The following is a 16,489-nucleotide window of genomic DNA, read 5'->3' as shown; positions in this document are numbered from 1 at the left end:
CGGGACCGGCCTCGCCCCCGGTGACTCCCGCCCTCCCCCGCTCCACCTCCGACGGTGCGCCGAACGGCACCGGGACTGCCGTGAAACCGCACGCCAGAAGCTGCTGTCCGCCGACCGAAGCCTTGCACTGGGTCAGCCGACCGCATACTGTATGCAGTACGCGCATTGGCCTCAGCCGTGAACACCGGGATCCGGTGCCGGCCAGCCAGCGGCGCGACGCCGGCGTCCTCGGCGTACCAGACGCCTGACGCGACCCGGCGCGCCAGCACATCCGCAGGACACCCGACGCCCTGGAGGCTCCCGTGCCCCTGATCCTCAAGCCTGGCACCGCCTGGTCAGACGTTTACTCCCGCTGCCAGCAGGTGGCACCCGAGGCGTTCCGCGACGGCCGCCTCCACAACTACTGGGCCGGCCGCTGGCAACCCGACGGGGTGCCCGCCCCGGCCACCTCGCCCGTCGACGGGACGCCCATCGCCGGCCCGCCACGGGTGACCGGGGAGATCGCGACCGCCGCGGTCCGCGCGTCCCTCGACACCCACCGGACCTGGTCCGCCCTACCGCTGGCCACCCGCAAGGCCCGGGTGGGTGCGGCGCTGGACGCCCTGACCGAGCACCGGGACCTGCTCGCCCTGCTGCTGGTCTGGGAGATCGGCAAGCCGTGGCGGCTGGCGCGGGCCGACGTCGACCGGTGCATCGAGGGCGTCCGCTGGTACGTCGACGAGATCGACGACATGCTCGACGGCCGGACCCCGCTGCCCGGCCCGGTGAGCAACATCGCCAGCTGGAACTACCCGATGAGCGTCATCATGCACGCGATGCTGGTCCAGGCCCTGGCCGGCAACGCGGTGATCGCCAAGGCGCCCTCGGACGGCGGGGTGAGCTGCCTGACCCTGGCCGTGGCCCTCGCCGCCCGGCACGACCTGCCGTTCACCCTGATCAGCGGCGGCGGTGCCGAACTCTCCTCGGTGCTGGTCGCCGCACCGGAGATCGGCTGTGTCTTCTTCGTCGGTGGCCGCGACGTCGGCAGCCGGGTGGCCGCCGGACTGGTCGACTCCGACAAGCGGCACGTGCTCGAACAGGAGGGACTCAACTGCTGGGGGGTGTGGGAGTTCAGCGACTGGGACCTGCTCACCGCCAACGTGCGCAAGTCCTTCGAGTACGCCAAGCAGCGGTGCACCGCCTACCCCCGGTACGTGGTGCAGCGCTCGCTGTTCGACGAGTTCCTGGCCGCGTACCTGCCGGCGGTGCGCGGGGTGCGGTTCGGGCACCCGCTGGCGGTCGAGCCCGGACAGGAGGACTTCCCCGAGCTCGACTTCGGGCCGCTGATCAAGGACGCCAAGGTCAAGGAACTCAACGACGCGGTGAACGAGGCGATCGCCAAGGGCGGGGTACCGATCTACCGGGGCTCGCTCGACGGCGGTCACTTCCTGCCGGGGCAGGACACCTCGGCGTACCTGCCGCCGACCGCGATCCTGGCCCCGCCGCCGTCCTCGCCGCTGTTCCACGCCGAGCCGTTCGGCCCGGTCGACACCATCGTCCTGGTCGACACCGAGGCGGAACTGCTGGCCGCGATGAACGCCAGCAACGGGGCGCTGGTCGCCTCGATCGCCTGTGACGACGAGGCGACCGCGTACCGGCTCGGCGGCGAGTTGCAGGCGTTCAAGGTCGGTGTGAACCGGCCCCGGTCCCGTGGTGACCGGCAGGAGGTCTTCGGCGGCAAGGGCGCGTCCTGGCGGGGTGCCTTCGTCGGCGGTGCGCTGCTGGTCCACGCCGTCACCGAGGGGCCGTCCGACGAGCGGTTGTACGGCAACTTCCCCTCGCATGCCCGGTATCCGGCGGTGTGAGGTCCCCCACCGCCAGCCGCCGCCCGTGCCGTCGCGACCGGCGCGGGCGGCGGCACCGGTCCACCCACCAGCCGGCCCGCCGGCCCGGTCCGCAAGGAGTACGCACGCATGACGGCACACGACCTCCGGTTCGACGTGAACCTCTCCATCCTGTTCACCGAGCTTCCGCTGCTCCAACGGCCGGCGGCCGCCGCCGAGGCCGGCTTCGACGCGGTCGAGTTCTGGTGGCCGTTCGCCGAGCCGGTGCCGGCCGACCGCGACGTCACGGCCTTCGTCGACGCGCTCGACCGGGCCGGGGTACGGCTCGTCGGGCTGAACTTCGACGCCGGTGACATGGCCTCGGGCGACCGGGGCCTGCTCTCCCAGCCGGCCAACTCGGCCCGGTTCCGGGCCAACATCGACGCGGCGATCGGGATCGCCGAGGCGACCGGCTGCCGCGCCCTCAACGCGCTGTACGGCAACCGGGTGGACGGGGTGGATCCGGCCGCCCAGGACGACCTGGCCGCCGAGAACCTGGCGCTGGCGGCCGAGGCGGCCGCCGGGGCCGGCGCGATCGTGCTGGTCGAGCCGCTCAACAGCGCGCAGAACCCGGCCTACCCGCTGGCCACCGCCGCCGACGTACGGGCGGTCATCGACCGGGTACGGGTCGGCTCCGGCCAGCACAACGTACGGCTGCTCTGCGACCTGTACCACCTGGCGAGCAACGGTGAGGACCTGGAGAAGGTGATCACCACGCACACCGGCCACATCGGTCACGTGCAGATCGCCGACGCGCCGGGTCGCCACCAGCCCGGCACCGGCGCGCTCGACCTCGACGGCTTGCTCGGCCAGCTCGAACGGGCCGGCTACCGGGGCTACGTGGGCTGCGAGTACAAGCCGCTCGGCCGGAGCGAGGACAGCTTCGGCTGGCTGCCCCGGGAACGCCGCGCCTCCGCCCGGCACTGACTGACCGCATCCGCCGTCCGGCCACCACCGAGCGTCTCCCCGCCCGGCCGAGCCGAGCGGCGCCCCGCCCATTCGAGAGGTATGGAAACTATGGCCAAGATCCCCTGCATGGACGCGGTGGTCGCCGTGCTCGCGTCGGAGGGCGTGGACATCGCGTTCGGCTGCCCCGGCGCCGCCATCCTGCCGCTGTACGCCGCCCTGCGCAACAGCGACATCAGGCACCTCATCGTCCGGCACGAGGAGGGCGCCACCCACATGGCCGACGGCTGGGCCCGTACCAACGGGCGGGTCGGCGTCGCGATCGGCACCTCCGGCCCGGCCGGCACCAACATGATCACCGGGCTCTACACCGCGCAGGCGGACTCGATCCCGATGATCTGCATCACCGGACAGGCGCCCACCACGAAGCTGCACCAGGAGGCGTTCCAGGCGGTCGACATCGTCGAGATCGCCAAGCCGGTGACGAAGTGGGCGGTGCAGGTCAAGGAGGCCGCCCAGGCGCCCTGGATCTTCCGGGAGGCGTTCCGGATCGCCCGGTCCGGCCGCCCCGGCCCGGTCCTGATCGACCTGCCGCTGGACGTGCAGCGGCAGGAGATCGAGTGGGACGCCACGATCGACGCCCCGCTGCCGGTGACCCGGGTGGAACCGCACCCGCCACGGGTGGAACGGGCGTTGGACCTGCTGCTCGCCGCCGAGCGGCCGCTGATCCTGGCCGGCGGCGGAGTGATCCTCGGCGAGGCCACCGACCTGCTGCGCGAGGTCGCCGAGACGCTGAACATCCCGGTCCAGGTCACCCTGATGGGCAAGGGCTCCATTCCGGAGGACCACGACCTGTTCGCCGGGATGACCGGCATCCAGACCACCCAGCGTTACGGCAACGCGTCCTTCCTGGAGTCCGACCTGGTGCTGGCGCTCGGCGCCCGGTTCGGCGACCGGCACACCGGTGACCTGGAGACCTACCGCGGTGACCGGAAGTTCATCCACGTCGACATCGAGCCGACCCAGATCGGCAAGGTGTTCGGCCCGGACCTCGGTGTCGTGTCGGACACCGGCGCCTTCCTGACCGCCCTGCTCGACGCGGTCCGCCGCCGTGGTGCCGAGGTCGACCGGGACGCGTGGGTGTCGCGGGTGCGTACGCTGCGCCGGACGCTGACCCGCCGGGACGACTTCGACTCGGTGCCGATCAAGGCGCCCCGGGTCTTCCGGGAGATCAACGAGTTCTTCGGCCCGGAGACGTACTTCGTCACCGCGATCGGTCTCTACCAGATCTGGTCGGGGCAGTTCCAGAACGTCTTCAAGCCCCGGCACTACCAGGTCTGCGGCCAGGCCGGGCCGCTGGGCTGGGAGATCCCGGCGGCGATCGGGGTGAAGTCGGCCCGGCCCGACGCCGAGGTGGTCGGCGTGGTGGGCGACTACTCGTTCCAGTTCCTGGTCGAGGAACTCGCGGTCGCGGCCCAGTACAACGTGCCGTTCGTGCTGGTGATGCTGAACAACGAGTACCTGGGTCTGATCCGGCAGGCCGAGATCGGCTACAACATGAACTTCGAGGTGGACATCCACTACGACGAGTACGGCACCGACAACGTCAAGATCATGGAGGCGTACGGCTGCTCCGGTCGCCGGGTGACCGAGCCGGGCGAGATCAGCGACGCGCTGGCCTGGGCCAGCAAGGAGGCGAAGCGCACCAGCCGGCCGGTGCTGGTCGAGGTGATGATCGAACGTGAGGCGAACACCGCGCACGGCCTGTCCATCGCACGCGTCAACGAGTTCGAGCCGGTGCCCGAGGGCGAGTAGCCGCCGACCCGCGCCCACCGACCCGTCCGGTCCCACCGGACATCCGCCACCCCCGGCGGCGCTCCCGGCACCCGTGGACGTCGCGGCCCACGGTACCCGAGCCCGGACGCGCCGCCCGCCGGGGGGGGGGGGGGGGGGGGGGGGGGGGGGAGGGGGGGGGGGGGAGGGGGGGGAGGGGAGGGGGGGGGGGGGGGGGGGGGAGGAGGGGGGGGGGGGAGGGGGGGGGGGGGGGGGGGGGGGGCGGGCCCCGTCCCCCCCCCCCCCCCCCCCCCCCCCCCCCCCCCCCCCCCCCCCCCCCCCCCCCTTTCTCCCCCCCCCCCCCCCCCCCCCCCCCCCCCCCCGCCACCCCCCCCCCCCCCCCCCCCCCCCCCCCCCCCCCCCCCCCCCCGGCACCCAGCGCACGCCCACCCGACGGTGGGCGTGCGCTGGTGGCAACACCGACGTACGGGCCGCGCGGCGCCACCGTCGGCGCATCGACGCAGCCCGACGGCCGCCGCACGAGCGAAGAACCATTGCATCTCGGCGACTGTATGCTATGAACACATTCGGGGCGGCGTAGCGCCCGATCGATCCAGCAGAGCCGGAGGTTTCGATGACGGACTGGGACTCGAGCCCGCCAGCCGCCGCCAGAGGTGGACGACGGCTCGCCGCCGCCCGAGCCGAGGCGCGGGCCGTACGCCAGCCGTTGGAGCGTCCCGCCCCGCTGCGTCAGGCGGTCTACGACGTGATCGCCGAAATGATCATCAACCGCGAGCTGCAACCCGGCGAGCACCTGGTCGAGAACGAGCTGGCCGCCCAGCTCGGGGTGAGCCGGCAACCGGTCCGGGAGGCGCTGCAACGGCTGCACAGCGAGGGCTGGGTGGACCTGCGTCCCGCCCTCGGCGCGTTCGTCCACGTGCCGACCGAGGCCGAGGCGGACCAACTCCTGGCCGCCCGTACGCTGCTGGAGACCGAGTCGGCCCGGCTGGCCGCCCGCCGGGCCACCCCGGAGCACATCGAGCACCTGTGGGGCCTGCAGCGCGCCGGCGAGAAGGCACTGAGCGACGACGACCAGGAGGGCATGGTCGCCGCCAACGCCGCCCTGCACGCGTACGTGGTGTCCATGTCGGGCAACAACGTCCTGGCCGAGCTGATCGCGCTGGTGGACCGCCGGGTGCGCTGGTACTACCTGCCGATCGCCCGGTCGCGCGGCCGGGAGGCGTGGGACGAGCACGCGGCCCTGATCGAGGTCATCGCCAGCCGCAACGGCAAGCGGGCCGGGGACATGATGCGCCGGCACACCGAACGGACCCGGGAGAGCTACCACAAGCGGCGCAAGGAGGCCGCTGAGCGGGAGGCTCTGGCCTGAACGACGACGCCCGGTACCCGCCACCACCCCGTCACCGGGTGGTGGCGGGTTTCGTCATACGGGGTGCCGGGGCGGCGACCCCGCACACGCCAACGTCGACCGGTACGGCTTCCGCCGCGCCGGTCGACGCTGGTCCGGCCAATCCCCACTGGCCGATCGGTGCAGGCGTTACTTGTACATGGTCTGGTTCATGGTGCCCGGGGCGTACGCGTCCGGGTCGACCCAGACGTTGATCAGCGAGGGCAGCCCGGACTCGCGGGCCCGCTGCATGGCCGGGCCGATGTCCTCGGGGTTGCGCACCTCCTCACCGTACCCGCCGAGCATCCGGGCGAACTCGTCGTAGCGGACGTCGCCCAGGGTGTTGCCGACCCGGGCGCGGGCGGCCCCGTACTTCTGGGCCTGGCCGTAGCGGATCTGGTTCATCGACGAGTTGTTGCCGACCACGCCGACGAACGGGAGGTTGAACCGGACCAGGGTCTCGAAGTCCCAGCCGGTGAGGCTGAAGGCGCCGTCGCCGAAGAGCGCGACGACCTCCTTGTCCGGGCGACCGTACTTGGCGGCCAGCACGAACGGGATGCCGACGCCGAGGGTGCCCAGCGGACCGGGGTCCATCCAGTGGCCCGGCGACTTCGGCTGCACCACGCCGCCGGAGAAGGTGACGATGTCGCCACCGTCGCCGATGTAGATCGAGTCCTCGGTGAGGAACTCGTTGATCTCGTGCGCCAACCGCAGCGGGTGGATGGGGCTGGCGTCGGAGAGCTGACGCGGCAGCCGCTTCTCGTACGCCGAGGTCTCCTCGGCCCGCAGCTCGGCGAACCAGGGCTTGCGGCCGGCGGCGCCGTTGTCGATCCGACCGGACGCGGCCTGGGCCACCGCGGCCAGGATCGCGCCCGGGTCACCGACCAGGCCGAGGTCGATGTCGCGGTTCTTGCCGACGGTGCGGTAGTCCATGTCGATCTGCACCACGGTCGCGTTCTTCGGCAGCCGGCGGCCGTAGCCCATCCGGAAGTCGAACGGGGTGCCGACGATGATGATGACGTCGGCGTTGTTGAACGCGTAGCGCCGCGACAGGTGGAAGTGGTGCGGGTCGCCGGGCGGCAGCGTGCCGCGCGCCGAGCCGTTCATGTACGCGGGGATGTTGAGCGTCCGGACGAAGTCGATCGCGGCGTCGCTGCCCCGCGCGGTCCAGACCTGGGTGCCCAGCAGCACGGTCGGCTTCTTGGCCTTGACCAGGATGTCGGCGAGCTGCTGGATGGCGGCCGGGTCACCGATGCTCTTGGTCGAGGCCCGGTAGCGACCGGGCTCCGGGATGGTGCAGTCGGCCAGGCGCACCTCGGCGTCGAGCACGTCGCGCGGGATCTCCAGGAAGGACGGGCCCGGAGCACCGTTGTACGCCTCGCGGAACGCCATCGAGACCATGTCGGCGGCGCGGGCGGTGTGCGGCACCGTGGCGGCGAACTTGGTGATCGGCGTCATCATGTCGACGTGCGGCAGGTCCTGCAGTGACCCCATCTTGTGCTGGTTGAGCGCGCCCTGGCCGCCGATCAGGAGCATCGGGCTCTCCGCCCGGAACGCGTTCGCGACGCCGGTGACGGCGTCGGTGGTGCCGGGTCCGGCGGTGACGACCGCGCACCCCGGCTTGCCGGTGACCCGCGCATAGCCGTCGGCCGCGTGCGCCGCGACCTGCTCGTGCCGTACGTCGACCACCGCGATGCCCTCGTCGACGCATCCGTCGTAGATGTCGATGATGTGGCCACCGCAGAGCGTGAAGATGACGTCGACACCCTCGGCCTTGAGTGCCTTGGCCACCAGGTGTCCGCCCGAGATCCGCTCCGGATCGCGACTCGGCTCGGCGAGGATCGGGTCCACGACGGATTCCCTCGCGGTCTGAACCATGTTTCTCAACTCCCTTGAGTCGCCGCCGGCGACCTGCGTGCACGGATGCGACGGGTCCGGCGGTGTTGGGCTGGAAAACTGCTCCGGGACGTGTGCGGGCGCGGCGCGGCGGGCGCGCTCGGCGCACGGCTCCACATCGGCTGCTCGACCAGGGCAACCTCCCCTGTCCACGGGTGGGCACGGTCGCGCGCCACCGGCCGGGACGGGCCGGGCGGCACGGATCGCGGGTGAATAACGGCGCCAGCGGTGGTCGCCGCACGGGCTCGATGTCGCTGACGAGTCATGGGTTTCCTCCGCCACCCTCAAGGATTGCATACCGTATGGGGTAGGCAATATCGTGGCTCATGTAACAGCGGGGTGTCTAGGGGGTAGCGGCAGGTTTTCCGCTAGAGCGGCACCTACCCCGTTCCGCACGCCTCCAGGGCGAGCCGGCGAACGGGGTGACGCTCAGCTCGTACCGTCCGTCCACTCCCCTCGCTCCGACCACCGTGCCCGGTGGCGCGGACCTGGCACGACGTCGGAGTCTCGGGGTGGACGACCCGACGCCAGTCTCACGGCGAGTAGTGATCGGCGCGGCGGTCACCGGATGTCCGGAAGGGACCACCGGCCCGCGCCACCGGCGATCCACCGCCGGGTACGCGCCGGCCGGCGGGGTGGTGGTCTTGGTCACTGGATCAAATTTTGCATACAAAAGCCTGTATGCTGAAGCCGGCACCAAGGGAAGAGACGAGCCAACGAAGCAGGTCCACGGTGAGCGGAACCATCTCCCCCACGACGGGCCGGGCCACCACCCGAGCCGGCAACGGGGATCCGCATCACCCGACGGCCGACCACCGTCCTCGACTCTCCGCACCACACCGGACCACCCGCACCAACGGGTCAGCGCCGGGACCGGGACAGTTCCGGACCGGCACCCCGCGCACCGGACCCCGACTCGGAGCCCCCACCTCCGAACCGGCCGGACGCAGCCGGCCCGTCGTCGGCGGTCCCGGGCGACGGCCCGGCCGCTCCGGTAACCTGGGACCGGAGCAGCGGCGCCCCGACCCAGCGACGGCGGCATCCCGGCTCACCCGGCCGGCGACCCGCCGAACCACCCGGCCCACGACGGAACAGCGACGTCGGGCCCGATCCGCTCCGGCGGCCCAGCGGCGGACCACCAGCCGCCGCGCCGAGCAGCACACCCGGATCACCACCGGGACGCCCGAGGGCCCGAGCCTGCCAGCCCGGACCCTCGGCGACCACATCGAGCACACGCGCCCGTCCCGCTGGGAGCAATGCCGCACCCAGCCCTGGACGCGCGGCCGGTGCGTACCCTCCCGCGGAGCGTCGTTCCGCGGGAACGCCAATAAATGACGAGGTGAAGAGGTCATGGCAACCCAAGGAGAGTTCGTACGTTTCCTCAACCGAATCCAGCGCGGACTCAACCTCCCGCAGGGATTCAACGCCGACGGTCGTACCCTCGGGCTCGGCCTGGCGCTCGCCCTGGAATCCCAGCGGCGAGCCACCCGGCCGAGCGACGAGGAGATCGCGCGGCTGCTGAACGAGCACACCGAGGACGACCTCGTGAAGCTGTGACAACCGATCAGGACGCATCACGTTCGGCCATGGCGACTTCCGAGGCCCCTGGCTGATCATCGTCCTTGGCACCACCGGCCGGGACGGCGGCGGGTTCTGCCGCCCGTCGTCCGTCCCGCCGGGTCTTCAACAGGCTGGCCACGGTGGTGACCAGCAGCGTACCGAGAATGACCCCGAGCGAGACGACGATCGGCACCTCCGGCGCCCAGTCGACCCCGTCGTGGTGCAGCGCCTCCAGGACCAGCTTCACGCCGATGAAGGCGAGGATGAGCGACAGTCCCTTGCTCAGGTACACCAGGCGGTCCAACAGGGCACCGATCAGGAAGTAGAGCTGCCGCAGGCCCATCAACGCGAACGTGTTCGCGGTGAAGACCAGGTACGGCTCCTGGGTCAGGCCGAAGATCGCCGGGATGGAGTCGAGCGCGAACAACAGGTCGGTGGTACCGATGGCGACCATGACGATCAGCATCGGGGTGACCATCCGCCGACCGTCGATCCGGGCGAACACCGACGAGCCGTGGTAGGACTCGGTCGTCGGGAGCACCTTGCGGACCGTACGCAGTGCCACGTTCTCCGAGAACTCGTCCTCCTGCTGCGGCCCGACCAACTTGATCGCGGTGTAGATCAGGAAGGCGCCGAACAGGTAGAAGAGCCAGTCGAACCGGGTGATCGCCTGAGCCCCCGCGGCGATGAACACGCCCCGCAGCAGCAGCGCGATCACGATGCCGATCAGCAGCACCTTCTGCCGGTACTGCACCGGCACCGCGAACCGGGTCATGATGATCACGAACACGAACAGGTTGTCGACACTGAGCGAGTACTCGGTGAGCCAACCCGCGAAGAACTGCCCGCCGTACGTGGCGCCGGCCGTCCCGGTCAGGACCAGCCCGAACGCCACCGCCGCCAGGATGTAGAAGCTCACCCACGTCACGCACTCCCGGAAGGAAGGGTCGCGTGGATTGCGGGCCACCAGGTAGAAGTCGACGGCGATCATCACGACGAACGCGGTGATCGTTACCGCCCACACCCAGCCGGGCAGATTCATGCCCTACCTCCGGTCCGGGGCCGGATCAGCCGGCCCAAACCCTGACCGGCACCGCGCTTGCGCCGCCGGTTCTCGCGTGCCTGCCACTGCGCCTGCGCGTGTTGCAGGTAGAAGGCGTACAGCCGGTCGGCCGGCTCGTTGTCCCGCCGGATCCGGCGCAACCAGTTCGGTGCGAACCGCTCGTGCAGCCAGCTGAAGCCGATGGCGAACCCGAGACTGATCATCGCCTGGTAGGCCAGGAAGCCGAGCACGTCCGGCGGTAGCGCCGGCCGACCCGCGATCAGCAGGCCGGCCAGCACCTCGTGGACGAGTCTGGCCACCGGGAACCCGACGAACCAGTAGAGCCCGGCCGGCGCGAACACCCCGGGCGTGATGATCCCCGCCCCGAGCAGCGCGCCGAACCCGCCGCCGAGCAACGCCAGCGGCAGGCCGAGAGCGACACCGGTGGCCACCGCCCAGCCGAACGGCTGGCCGACGATCAGGGCGAGTCCCAGGGCCGCCAGTCCGGCGCTGGCGCCGATGCCGGCACCGGGAATCGCGATCTGACCGAGATCCCTCATCCGATCGACAGTCATCTCAGCCCACTACCACGCCGAACCGGAAGAGGCTGTAGATCAGCATGCCCAGGTAGAACACCGCGCCGAAGCCGATCACCAGGTTCTGCAGCAGGCCCGGTCGAATCGGTTTGGGCAGCATCCGGTTGTTCACCAGGAGCAGCACCACGCAGTACGTACCCATGGCGAAGGTGGACAGGAAGGCCAGTACGTCGAGGATCGCACCCGGACCGTCGGCGGGACCGAAGAGCAGGATCAGGATCCCGAACGTGATGACGCCCCAGAGGAAACCGGCGTAGAGCTTCGACATGCCGAAGCGCTTCGCCCCGCGGATGAAGTGGTAGCTCATGTCCGCCTGGCCACGCGAGAACGAGTCGAACAGGCCGAGCGTGGCGTTGAGACCGATCAGCGCGATGAAGCCGAGGAAGATCCCGCGCAGCACCGGCGCACCGGCCGAGGCGAACGCGTCCGCCATCGCGGTCAGGGCGACCTCCCGGTCACCGTCGCGGATCAGACCGGCCACGTTCGGGCTCTCCCGGGCGGCGGTCTGGGCGAGCACGGTGAACGAGATGGTGACCAGCATCGTGATGCCCCAGAAGAGCAGTACGGCGTCGAAGGTCACCCACTTGCGCCAGCCCTTCCACTTGCGCATCTCGGCCGGGTTGTCGGTGTCGAACATGAACCCGCGCGAGGGCATGACCTCTTCCTCGCCCGCGGACCGCAGTCCCCGGATCTTCGGAATGTGCGCACCCATGCCGGCACCGGAGTCACGCAGGTGCAGCGTGTACCACATCTGCTGCATGCCGGACGGCCCGGCGAACGCGATGGCGCCGACCAGCACCGGGAACCAGGCCGCCGACATGGCCTCGTCGGGCAGGTAGCCGAAGCGGAACATGCCGCCGAGGGTCGAGGTGACGTCGCTCCACTGCCCGACCATCGAGGCCGCCACGGCGGTGCCGACCACCAGCACGCCGATCAGGATGCCCAGCAGGCTCTCCAGCAGGGGGTAGATCACTGACGCCAGGCTGAACAGGATACCCACCACGATCAGGCCGATACAGGCGGTGACGACCCAGGGTACGCCGCTCACCTCCTCGAAGGCGGCGGCCCCGGTGGAGAGGTGACCCGGCCAGATGTAGACCAGGATCGCCACCCCGAAGAAGAACCACATCAGTGGTTTGAACACCCGGGCGGCGCCGAAGAAGATGCTCTCCCCGGTAGCCATGGCGTACCGGGCCATCTCGAGCATGACGAACGCCTGGAGGGTCACACCGATCAGGAACAGCCAGCGGATCTCCGGACCGAAGACCAGGACCAACCGGGGCCACATGTACGCCTCGCCCATGCCCACGCCGAGCGCGACGAGGAACACGGTGGGGCCGAGCAGGTGGATGGAGGGGGGTGCGTCCGGCAGTTCCCGGATCGGCATCGGCTCAAGTCCACCGGCCCGCCAGACCCGCTCTTCGCCGGCCCGGGCTGCTGGGATCGATGCGGTGGTGCTGGGTGGAGCGGTGGCACTGCCCCCCTGGGGGTGGGGGCCAGGATTGTTCGAAGCGTCCACGTTGGACCTCCTCGGGACCTAGTGGCTGGGGGGTCTGGGGGACGGAACCAGACCCCGACGTCATGTCCTGTTCGCCTCCTGGCCGCGGGAGCGGTCACTGTCGCAGGTTTCCCCTCGGCAAGACCGGTGTGCCGCGGGTCTTCTCGGTTCAGCCGCCGGCGCTCGGATCGGCCCCGATGTGGCCTGCGGCCCGGGCCCAGCGGTACTTCGCGCCGAGCACGGCGACCGGCTTCTCCGTGGTGTACGGGTAGGCCACGATGCCGTGCCGGTACAGGTGCTCGCTTGCCTGCTCGACCTCCACGTCGCCGGCGAGCGAGGCGACGACGGGCTTGTGGATGCCCTTGGCCCGGAACTCCTCGACCACGTCGACCACCAGCTCGGCGAAGACCATCGGCGGGGTGACGATGGTGTGCCAGTAGCCGAGGATCAGCGCGTGGATCCGGGGGTCGGACAGGCCCAGCGCGATGGTGTTCCGGTAGGTCGACGGCGGTTCGCCGCCGGTGATGTCCACCGGGTTGCCCGCCGCGCCGAAGGGCGGGATGAACTTGCGGAACGCCTCGTCGAGATCCGGCGGGATCTCCATCAGCCGCAGACTGTTGTCGACGCAGGCGTCGGAGAGCAGCACACCCGAGCCGCCAGCACCGGTGATGATGACGACGTTCTCGCCCTGCGGGGTGGGCAGCAGCGGGATGCCGCGGGCGTACTCCAGCAGGTCGTTGAGGCCGGGGGCGCGGATCACGCCGCTCTGCCGCAGGATGTCGTCGTAGACCTTGTCGTTGCCGGCCAGGGCTCCGGTGTGCGAGCTGGCGGCCTTGGCGCCCTGGTCGGTCCGGCCCGCCTTGAGCACCAGCACCGGCTTGGTCTTCGACACCCGCTTGGCGGTCTCGGCGAAGGCCCGACCGTCCTTGAGGTCCTCCAGGTGCATGGCGATGAGCTGGGTGTTGGGGTCGGTCTCGAAGAAGGTCAGCAGGTCGTCCTCGTCGATGTCGGCCTTGTTGCCGACGCCGACGATCGAGGAGACACCCATCTTGGCCGACCGGCTGAAACCGAGGATCGCCATCCCGATGCCGCCGCTCTGCGAGGAGAGCGCGACCCCACCCTTGACGTCGTACGGGGTGCAGAAGGTCGCCGAGAGGTTCTCCGGCGTGTAGTAGTAGCCGTAGATGTTCGGTCCGAGGATGCGTACGCCGTGCCGTCGGGCGATCGCCACGATCTCGTCCTGCAACGCGTGGTTGCCGGTCTCGCCGAAGCCGGACGGGATGAGGATCGCCCCGGCCACGCCCTTGACACCGACCTCCTCCAGTGCCTGCGGCACGAACTTCGCCGGGATGGCGAAGACGGCGACGTCCACCGGTCCGGGTACGTCGCCGATGCTCTTGAACGCCTTGCGGTCCAGGATCTCGTCGGCCTTCGGGTTGATCGGGTAGATCTCGCCCTGGTAGCCGCCGTTGACCAGGTTCTTCATCACCGAGTTGCCGATCTTGCCGGCTTCGGCGGAGGCGCCGATGACGGCGACCGCGGCCGGCCGCATGATCCGGGTCATGCTGGCCAGGATCTCCTCCTCGGAGAACCGCTCCGGGGTCTTGGCGGCCTCGTCGTCGACCAGGATCCGCACGTCCACCGCGGTCGCGCCGGCCGAGGTGGCCAGCACCGGGTTGAGGTCGACCTCGGCCAGCTCCGGGAAGTCGGTGACCAGGTCGGACAACCGCCGGATCAGTCCGGCCAGCACCTCGCGGTTGGCCGGCTCGGCTCCGCGTACGCCGCGCAGGATCTCGGCCGAGGCGATGCCGTCGATCATCGACAGCGCGGTCTCGTGGTCGGCCGGGGCGAGCCGGAAGGTGACGTCCTTGAGCACCTCGACCAGCACCCCGCCGAGCCCGAAGGCGACCACCTTGCCGAAGGTCTTGTCGGTCACGGTGCCGACGATCACCTCGTGGCCGGAGGTGAGCAGTTGCTGCACCTGGACCCCGACGATCCGGGCGTCGGCCCGGTACGCGTGCGCGTTGTCGACGATGGTCTGGTAGCCGTCCGCCACCTCGGCCGGCGTCTTGAGCCCGACCAGCACACCGCCGGCCTCGGTCTTGTGCAGGATGTCCGGTGAAACGATCTTCAGGACCACCGGCAGGCCGATCCGCTCCGCCAGGGTCACCGCCTCGTCGGCGCTGGTCGCCAGCCCCTCCTGGGGCGTGGCGATGCCGTACGCCTCGACGACCAGCCGACCCTCGGGCGCGGTCAGCGAGTCACGGCCCTCGGCACGGACCTGGTCCAGGACCCGGCGTACCGCCTCGCGGTCGTAGCCGGTTGCGTTATCTGGCATTTCCTCGTCTCTCCTTCGGACCGAACGCTCCGCCGGACGCGGCGGACGGTGAACAGCGGGATGGTCAGATCACGCCGGCGGTACGCAGCCCGGCGACCTGGGTCTCGTCGTAGCCGAGCTCGCCGAGAACCTGCTCGGTGTGCTCGCCGAGCAGGGGTGAGCGCTCGATCTCGACGGTCGAGTCGGACAGCTTGATCGGGTTGCCGACGGTCTTGTAGACACCCCGCTCGGGGTGCTCGACCTCGACCACGGAGCCCAGCTCGGCGAGGGTCTCGTCCTCGATCAGCTCCTTGGTCGACAGGATCGGCCCACAGGGGATGTTGTGGGCGTTGAGCTTCTCCATGACCTCCCACTTGGTGTGCTTCTCGGTCCACTCCTCGATCAGCGCGAAGGCCTTGTCGAGTTTGGCCAGCCGTACCGCCGGGGTGCTCCAGGCCGGGTCGTCGGCCAACTCCGGCTTGCCGATCAGCTCGGTGATCGGCTTCCAGCCCACCGGCTGGATGATCACGTAGATGTAGTCGTTCGGTCCGCCCGGTGCGCAGCGCACGGCCCAGCCGGGCTGGCCGCCGCCGGAGGCGTTGCCGGAGCGCGGCACCTCGTCGCCGAAGTGCTCGTTGGGGTACTCCCCCAGTGGTCCGTGCGCCAGCCGCTGCTGGTCGCGGAGCTTGACCCGGCACAGGTTGAGCACCGCGTCCTGCATGGCGACCTGGACCCGCTGACCACGGCCGGTCTGGGTGCGCTGGTACAGCGCGGCGAGGATGCCGGCGACCAGGTGGATGCCGGTGCCGGAGTCGCCGATCTGCGCGCCGGTGGCGGTCGGTGGGCCGCCCTCGAAGCCGGTGGTGCTCATCGAGCCGGCCATCGCCTGGGCGATCACCTCGTACGCCTTGAAGTTGGCGTAGCGGCCGGGTCCGAAGCCCTTGATCGAGGCGTAGACCAGGCCGGGGTTGATTTCCTGGAGCCGCTCCCAGGGGAAGCCGAACCGCTCCACCACGCCGGGTCCGAAGTTCTCCACCAGGACGTCCACTCCGGACACCAGCGAGGTGAAGATCTCCTTGCCCTGTTCGCTCTTCATGTTGAGCGTGATGCTCCGCTTGTTGGAGTTGAGCATCGTGAAGTAGAGACTGTCCACGCCGGGCAGGTCGCGGAGCTGCGCCCGGGTGATGTCACCCGTACCCGGTGCCTCCAGCTTGATGACATCGGCGCCCAACCACGCCAGGATCTGTGTGGACGAGGGACCGGACTGCACGTGTGTCATGTCGAGGACGCGGATGCCCTCCAGTGCCTTACCCATGAGCCAACCTCCTGTACGTGACACTCCACGTGTTGCTGATCAGGGGATTCAGACCCGAGGTGTGCTCCGCGCGGGTCCGGGCTGACGATCGGGTCATCGACACCCTCCGCGTCCTCGGGGATTGCATACCGTATGGGGTAGGCAATATCGTGGCCCATGTAACAGCGGGGTGTCTAGGGGGTAGCAAAACGAATTCTGCGAAGCCCTCGCAGACCGACCCGACCTGCGGTCCGTAGGCCGCTCCACGCCCGCCGCAGGGTCGACGACCGTTCCGGACCCGGCTCGGGCGCCACCGGCGAAGGTCGGGCGCCACCAC

The 16,489-nt window shown here is 70.4% G+C and carries 11 protein-coding genes; 5 read left to right on the top strand and 6 right to left on the bottom strand.

Annotated elements, in window-relative coordinates; all coding sequences use genetic code 11:
• The first annotated feature begins 302 nt into the window (after positions 1-302).
• The 4 genes from ACZ6QQ_RS11255 to ACZ6QQ_RS11240 all read left to right on the top strand — a co-directional run bounded on the left by ACZ6QQ_RS11255 (position 303) and on the right by ACZ6QQ_RS11240 (position 5,931).
• Complete coding sequence (locus ACZ6QQ_RS11255) at positions 303-1,844, top strand: aldehyde dehydrogenase family protein (RefSeq protein WP_465875829.1); 1,542 nt, start codon at positions 303-305, stop codon at positions 1,842-1,844.
• A 108-nt stretch (positions 1,845-1,952) separates the two neighbouring features.
• Positions 1,953-2,789: a hydroxypyruvate isomerase family protein gene (locus ACZ6QQ_RS11250; RefSeq protein WP_465875828.1), complete on the top strand. Its 837-nt coding sequence runs from the start codon at positions 1,953-1,955 to the stop codon at positions 2,787-2,789.
• Between the two features lie 81 nt (positions 2,790-2,870).
• A complete protein-coding gene (gcl, locus tag ACZ6QQ_RS11245) occupies positions 2,871-4,583 on the top strand; it encodes a glyoxylate carboligase (RefSeq protein ID WP_465875827.1) in 1,713 nt (570 codons plus the stop codon).
• A gap of 592 nt (positions 4,584-5,175) precedes the next feature.
• The gene (locus ACZ6QQ_RS11240) at positions 5,176-5,931 is read left to right on the top strand and encodes a GntR family transcriptional regulator (protein ID WP_465875826.1); all 756 of its coding nucleotides are present in this window, start codon (positions 5,176-5,178) and stop codon (positions 5,929-5,931) included.
• Positions 5,932-6,099: 168 nt separating this feature from the next.
• On the opposite strand, the gene ACZ6QQ_RS11235 is transcribed toward ACZ6QQ_RS11240, so the two are convergent.
• Complete coding sequence (locus tag ACZ6QQ_RS11235; protein ID WP_465875825.1) at positions 6,100-7,827, bottom strand: thiamine pyrophosphate-binding protein; 1,728 nt, start codon at positions 7,825-7,827, stop codon at positions 6,100-6,102.
• 1,368 nt (positions 7,828-9,195) lie between these two features.
• Between ACZ6QQ_RS11235 and ACZ6QQ_RS11230 the strand changes: the two genes are divergently transcribed.
• Positions 9,196-9,402, top strand: coding sequence for a hypothetical protein (locus ACZ6QQ_RS11230; RefSeq protein WP_465875824.1), 207 nt, complete (start codon positions 9,196-9,198; stop codon positions 9,400-9,402).
• A gap of 7 nt (positions 9,403-9,409) precedes the next feature.
• On the opposite strand, the gene ACZ6QQ_RS11225 is transcribed toward ACZ6QQ_RS11230, so the two are convergent.
• The 5 genes from ACZ6QQ_RS11225 to frc form a co-directional block, all read right to left on the bottom strand.
• Positions 9,410-10,447 (bottom strand): TerC family protein, encoded by a 1,038-nt coding sequence (locus ACZ6QQ_RS11225; protein ID WP_465875823.1) that lies wholly within the window; start codon positions 10,445-10,447, stop codon positions 9,410-9,412.
• On the bottom strand, positions 10,444-11,007 hold the full coding sequence (locus tag ACZ6QQ_RS11220; RefSeq protein ID WP_465875822.1) for a hypothetical protein: 564 nt from the start codon (positions 11,005-11,007) through the stop codon (positions 10,444-10,446). The genes ACZ6QQ_RS11225 and ACZ6QQ_RS11220 overlap by 4 nt, the downstream gene beginning before the upstream one ends.
• Before the next feature lie 16 nt (positions 11,008-11,023).
• Entirely contained in the window at positions 11,024-12,430 is a 1,407-nt protein-coding gene (locus ACZ6QQ_RS11215; protein ID WP_465875821.1) for an Nramp family divalent metal transporter, read from the bottom strand.
• 280 nt (positions 12,431-12,710) lie between these two features.
• Positions 12,711-14,879, bottom strand: coding sequence for an acetate--CoA ligase family protein (locus tag ACZ6QQ_RS11210; RefSeq protein ID WP_465875820.1), 2,169 nt, complete (start codon positions 14,877-14,879; stop codon positions 12,711-12,713).
• Between the two features lie 64 nt (positions 14,880-14,943).
• The gene (gene frc / locus ACZ6QQ_RS11205) at positions 14,944-16,173 is read right to left on the bottom strand and encodes a formyl-CoA transferase (RefSeq protein ID WP_465875819.1); all 1,230 of its coding nucleotides are present in this window, start codon (positions 16,171-16,173) and stop codon (positions 14,944-14,946) included.
• Between the last annotated feature and the right edge of the window lie 316 nt (positions 16,174-16,489).

The sequence above is a fragment of the Micromonospora sp. NPDC049529 genome, assembly GCF_055586685.1.
The sequence above is the reverse complement of the archived record's forward strand: the minus strand, read 5'-3'. Positions and strand labels throughout refer to the sequence as shown.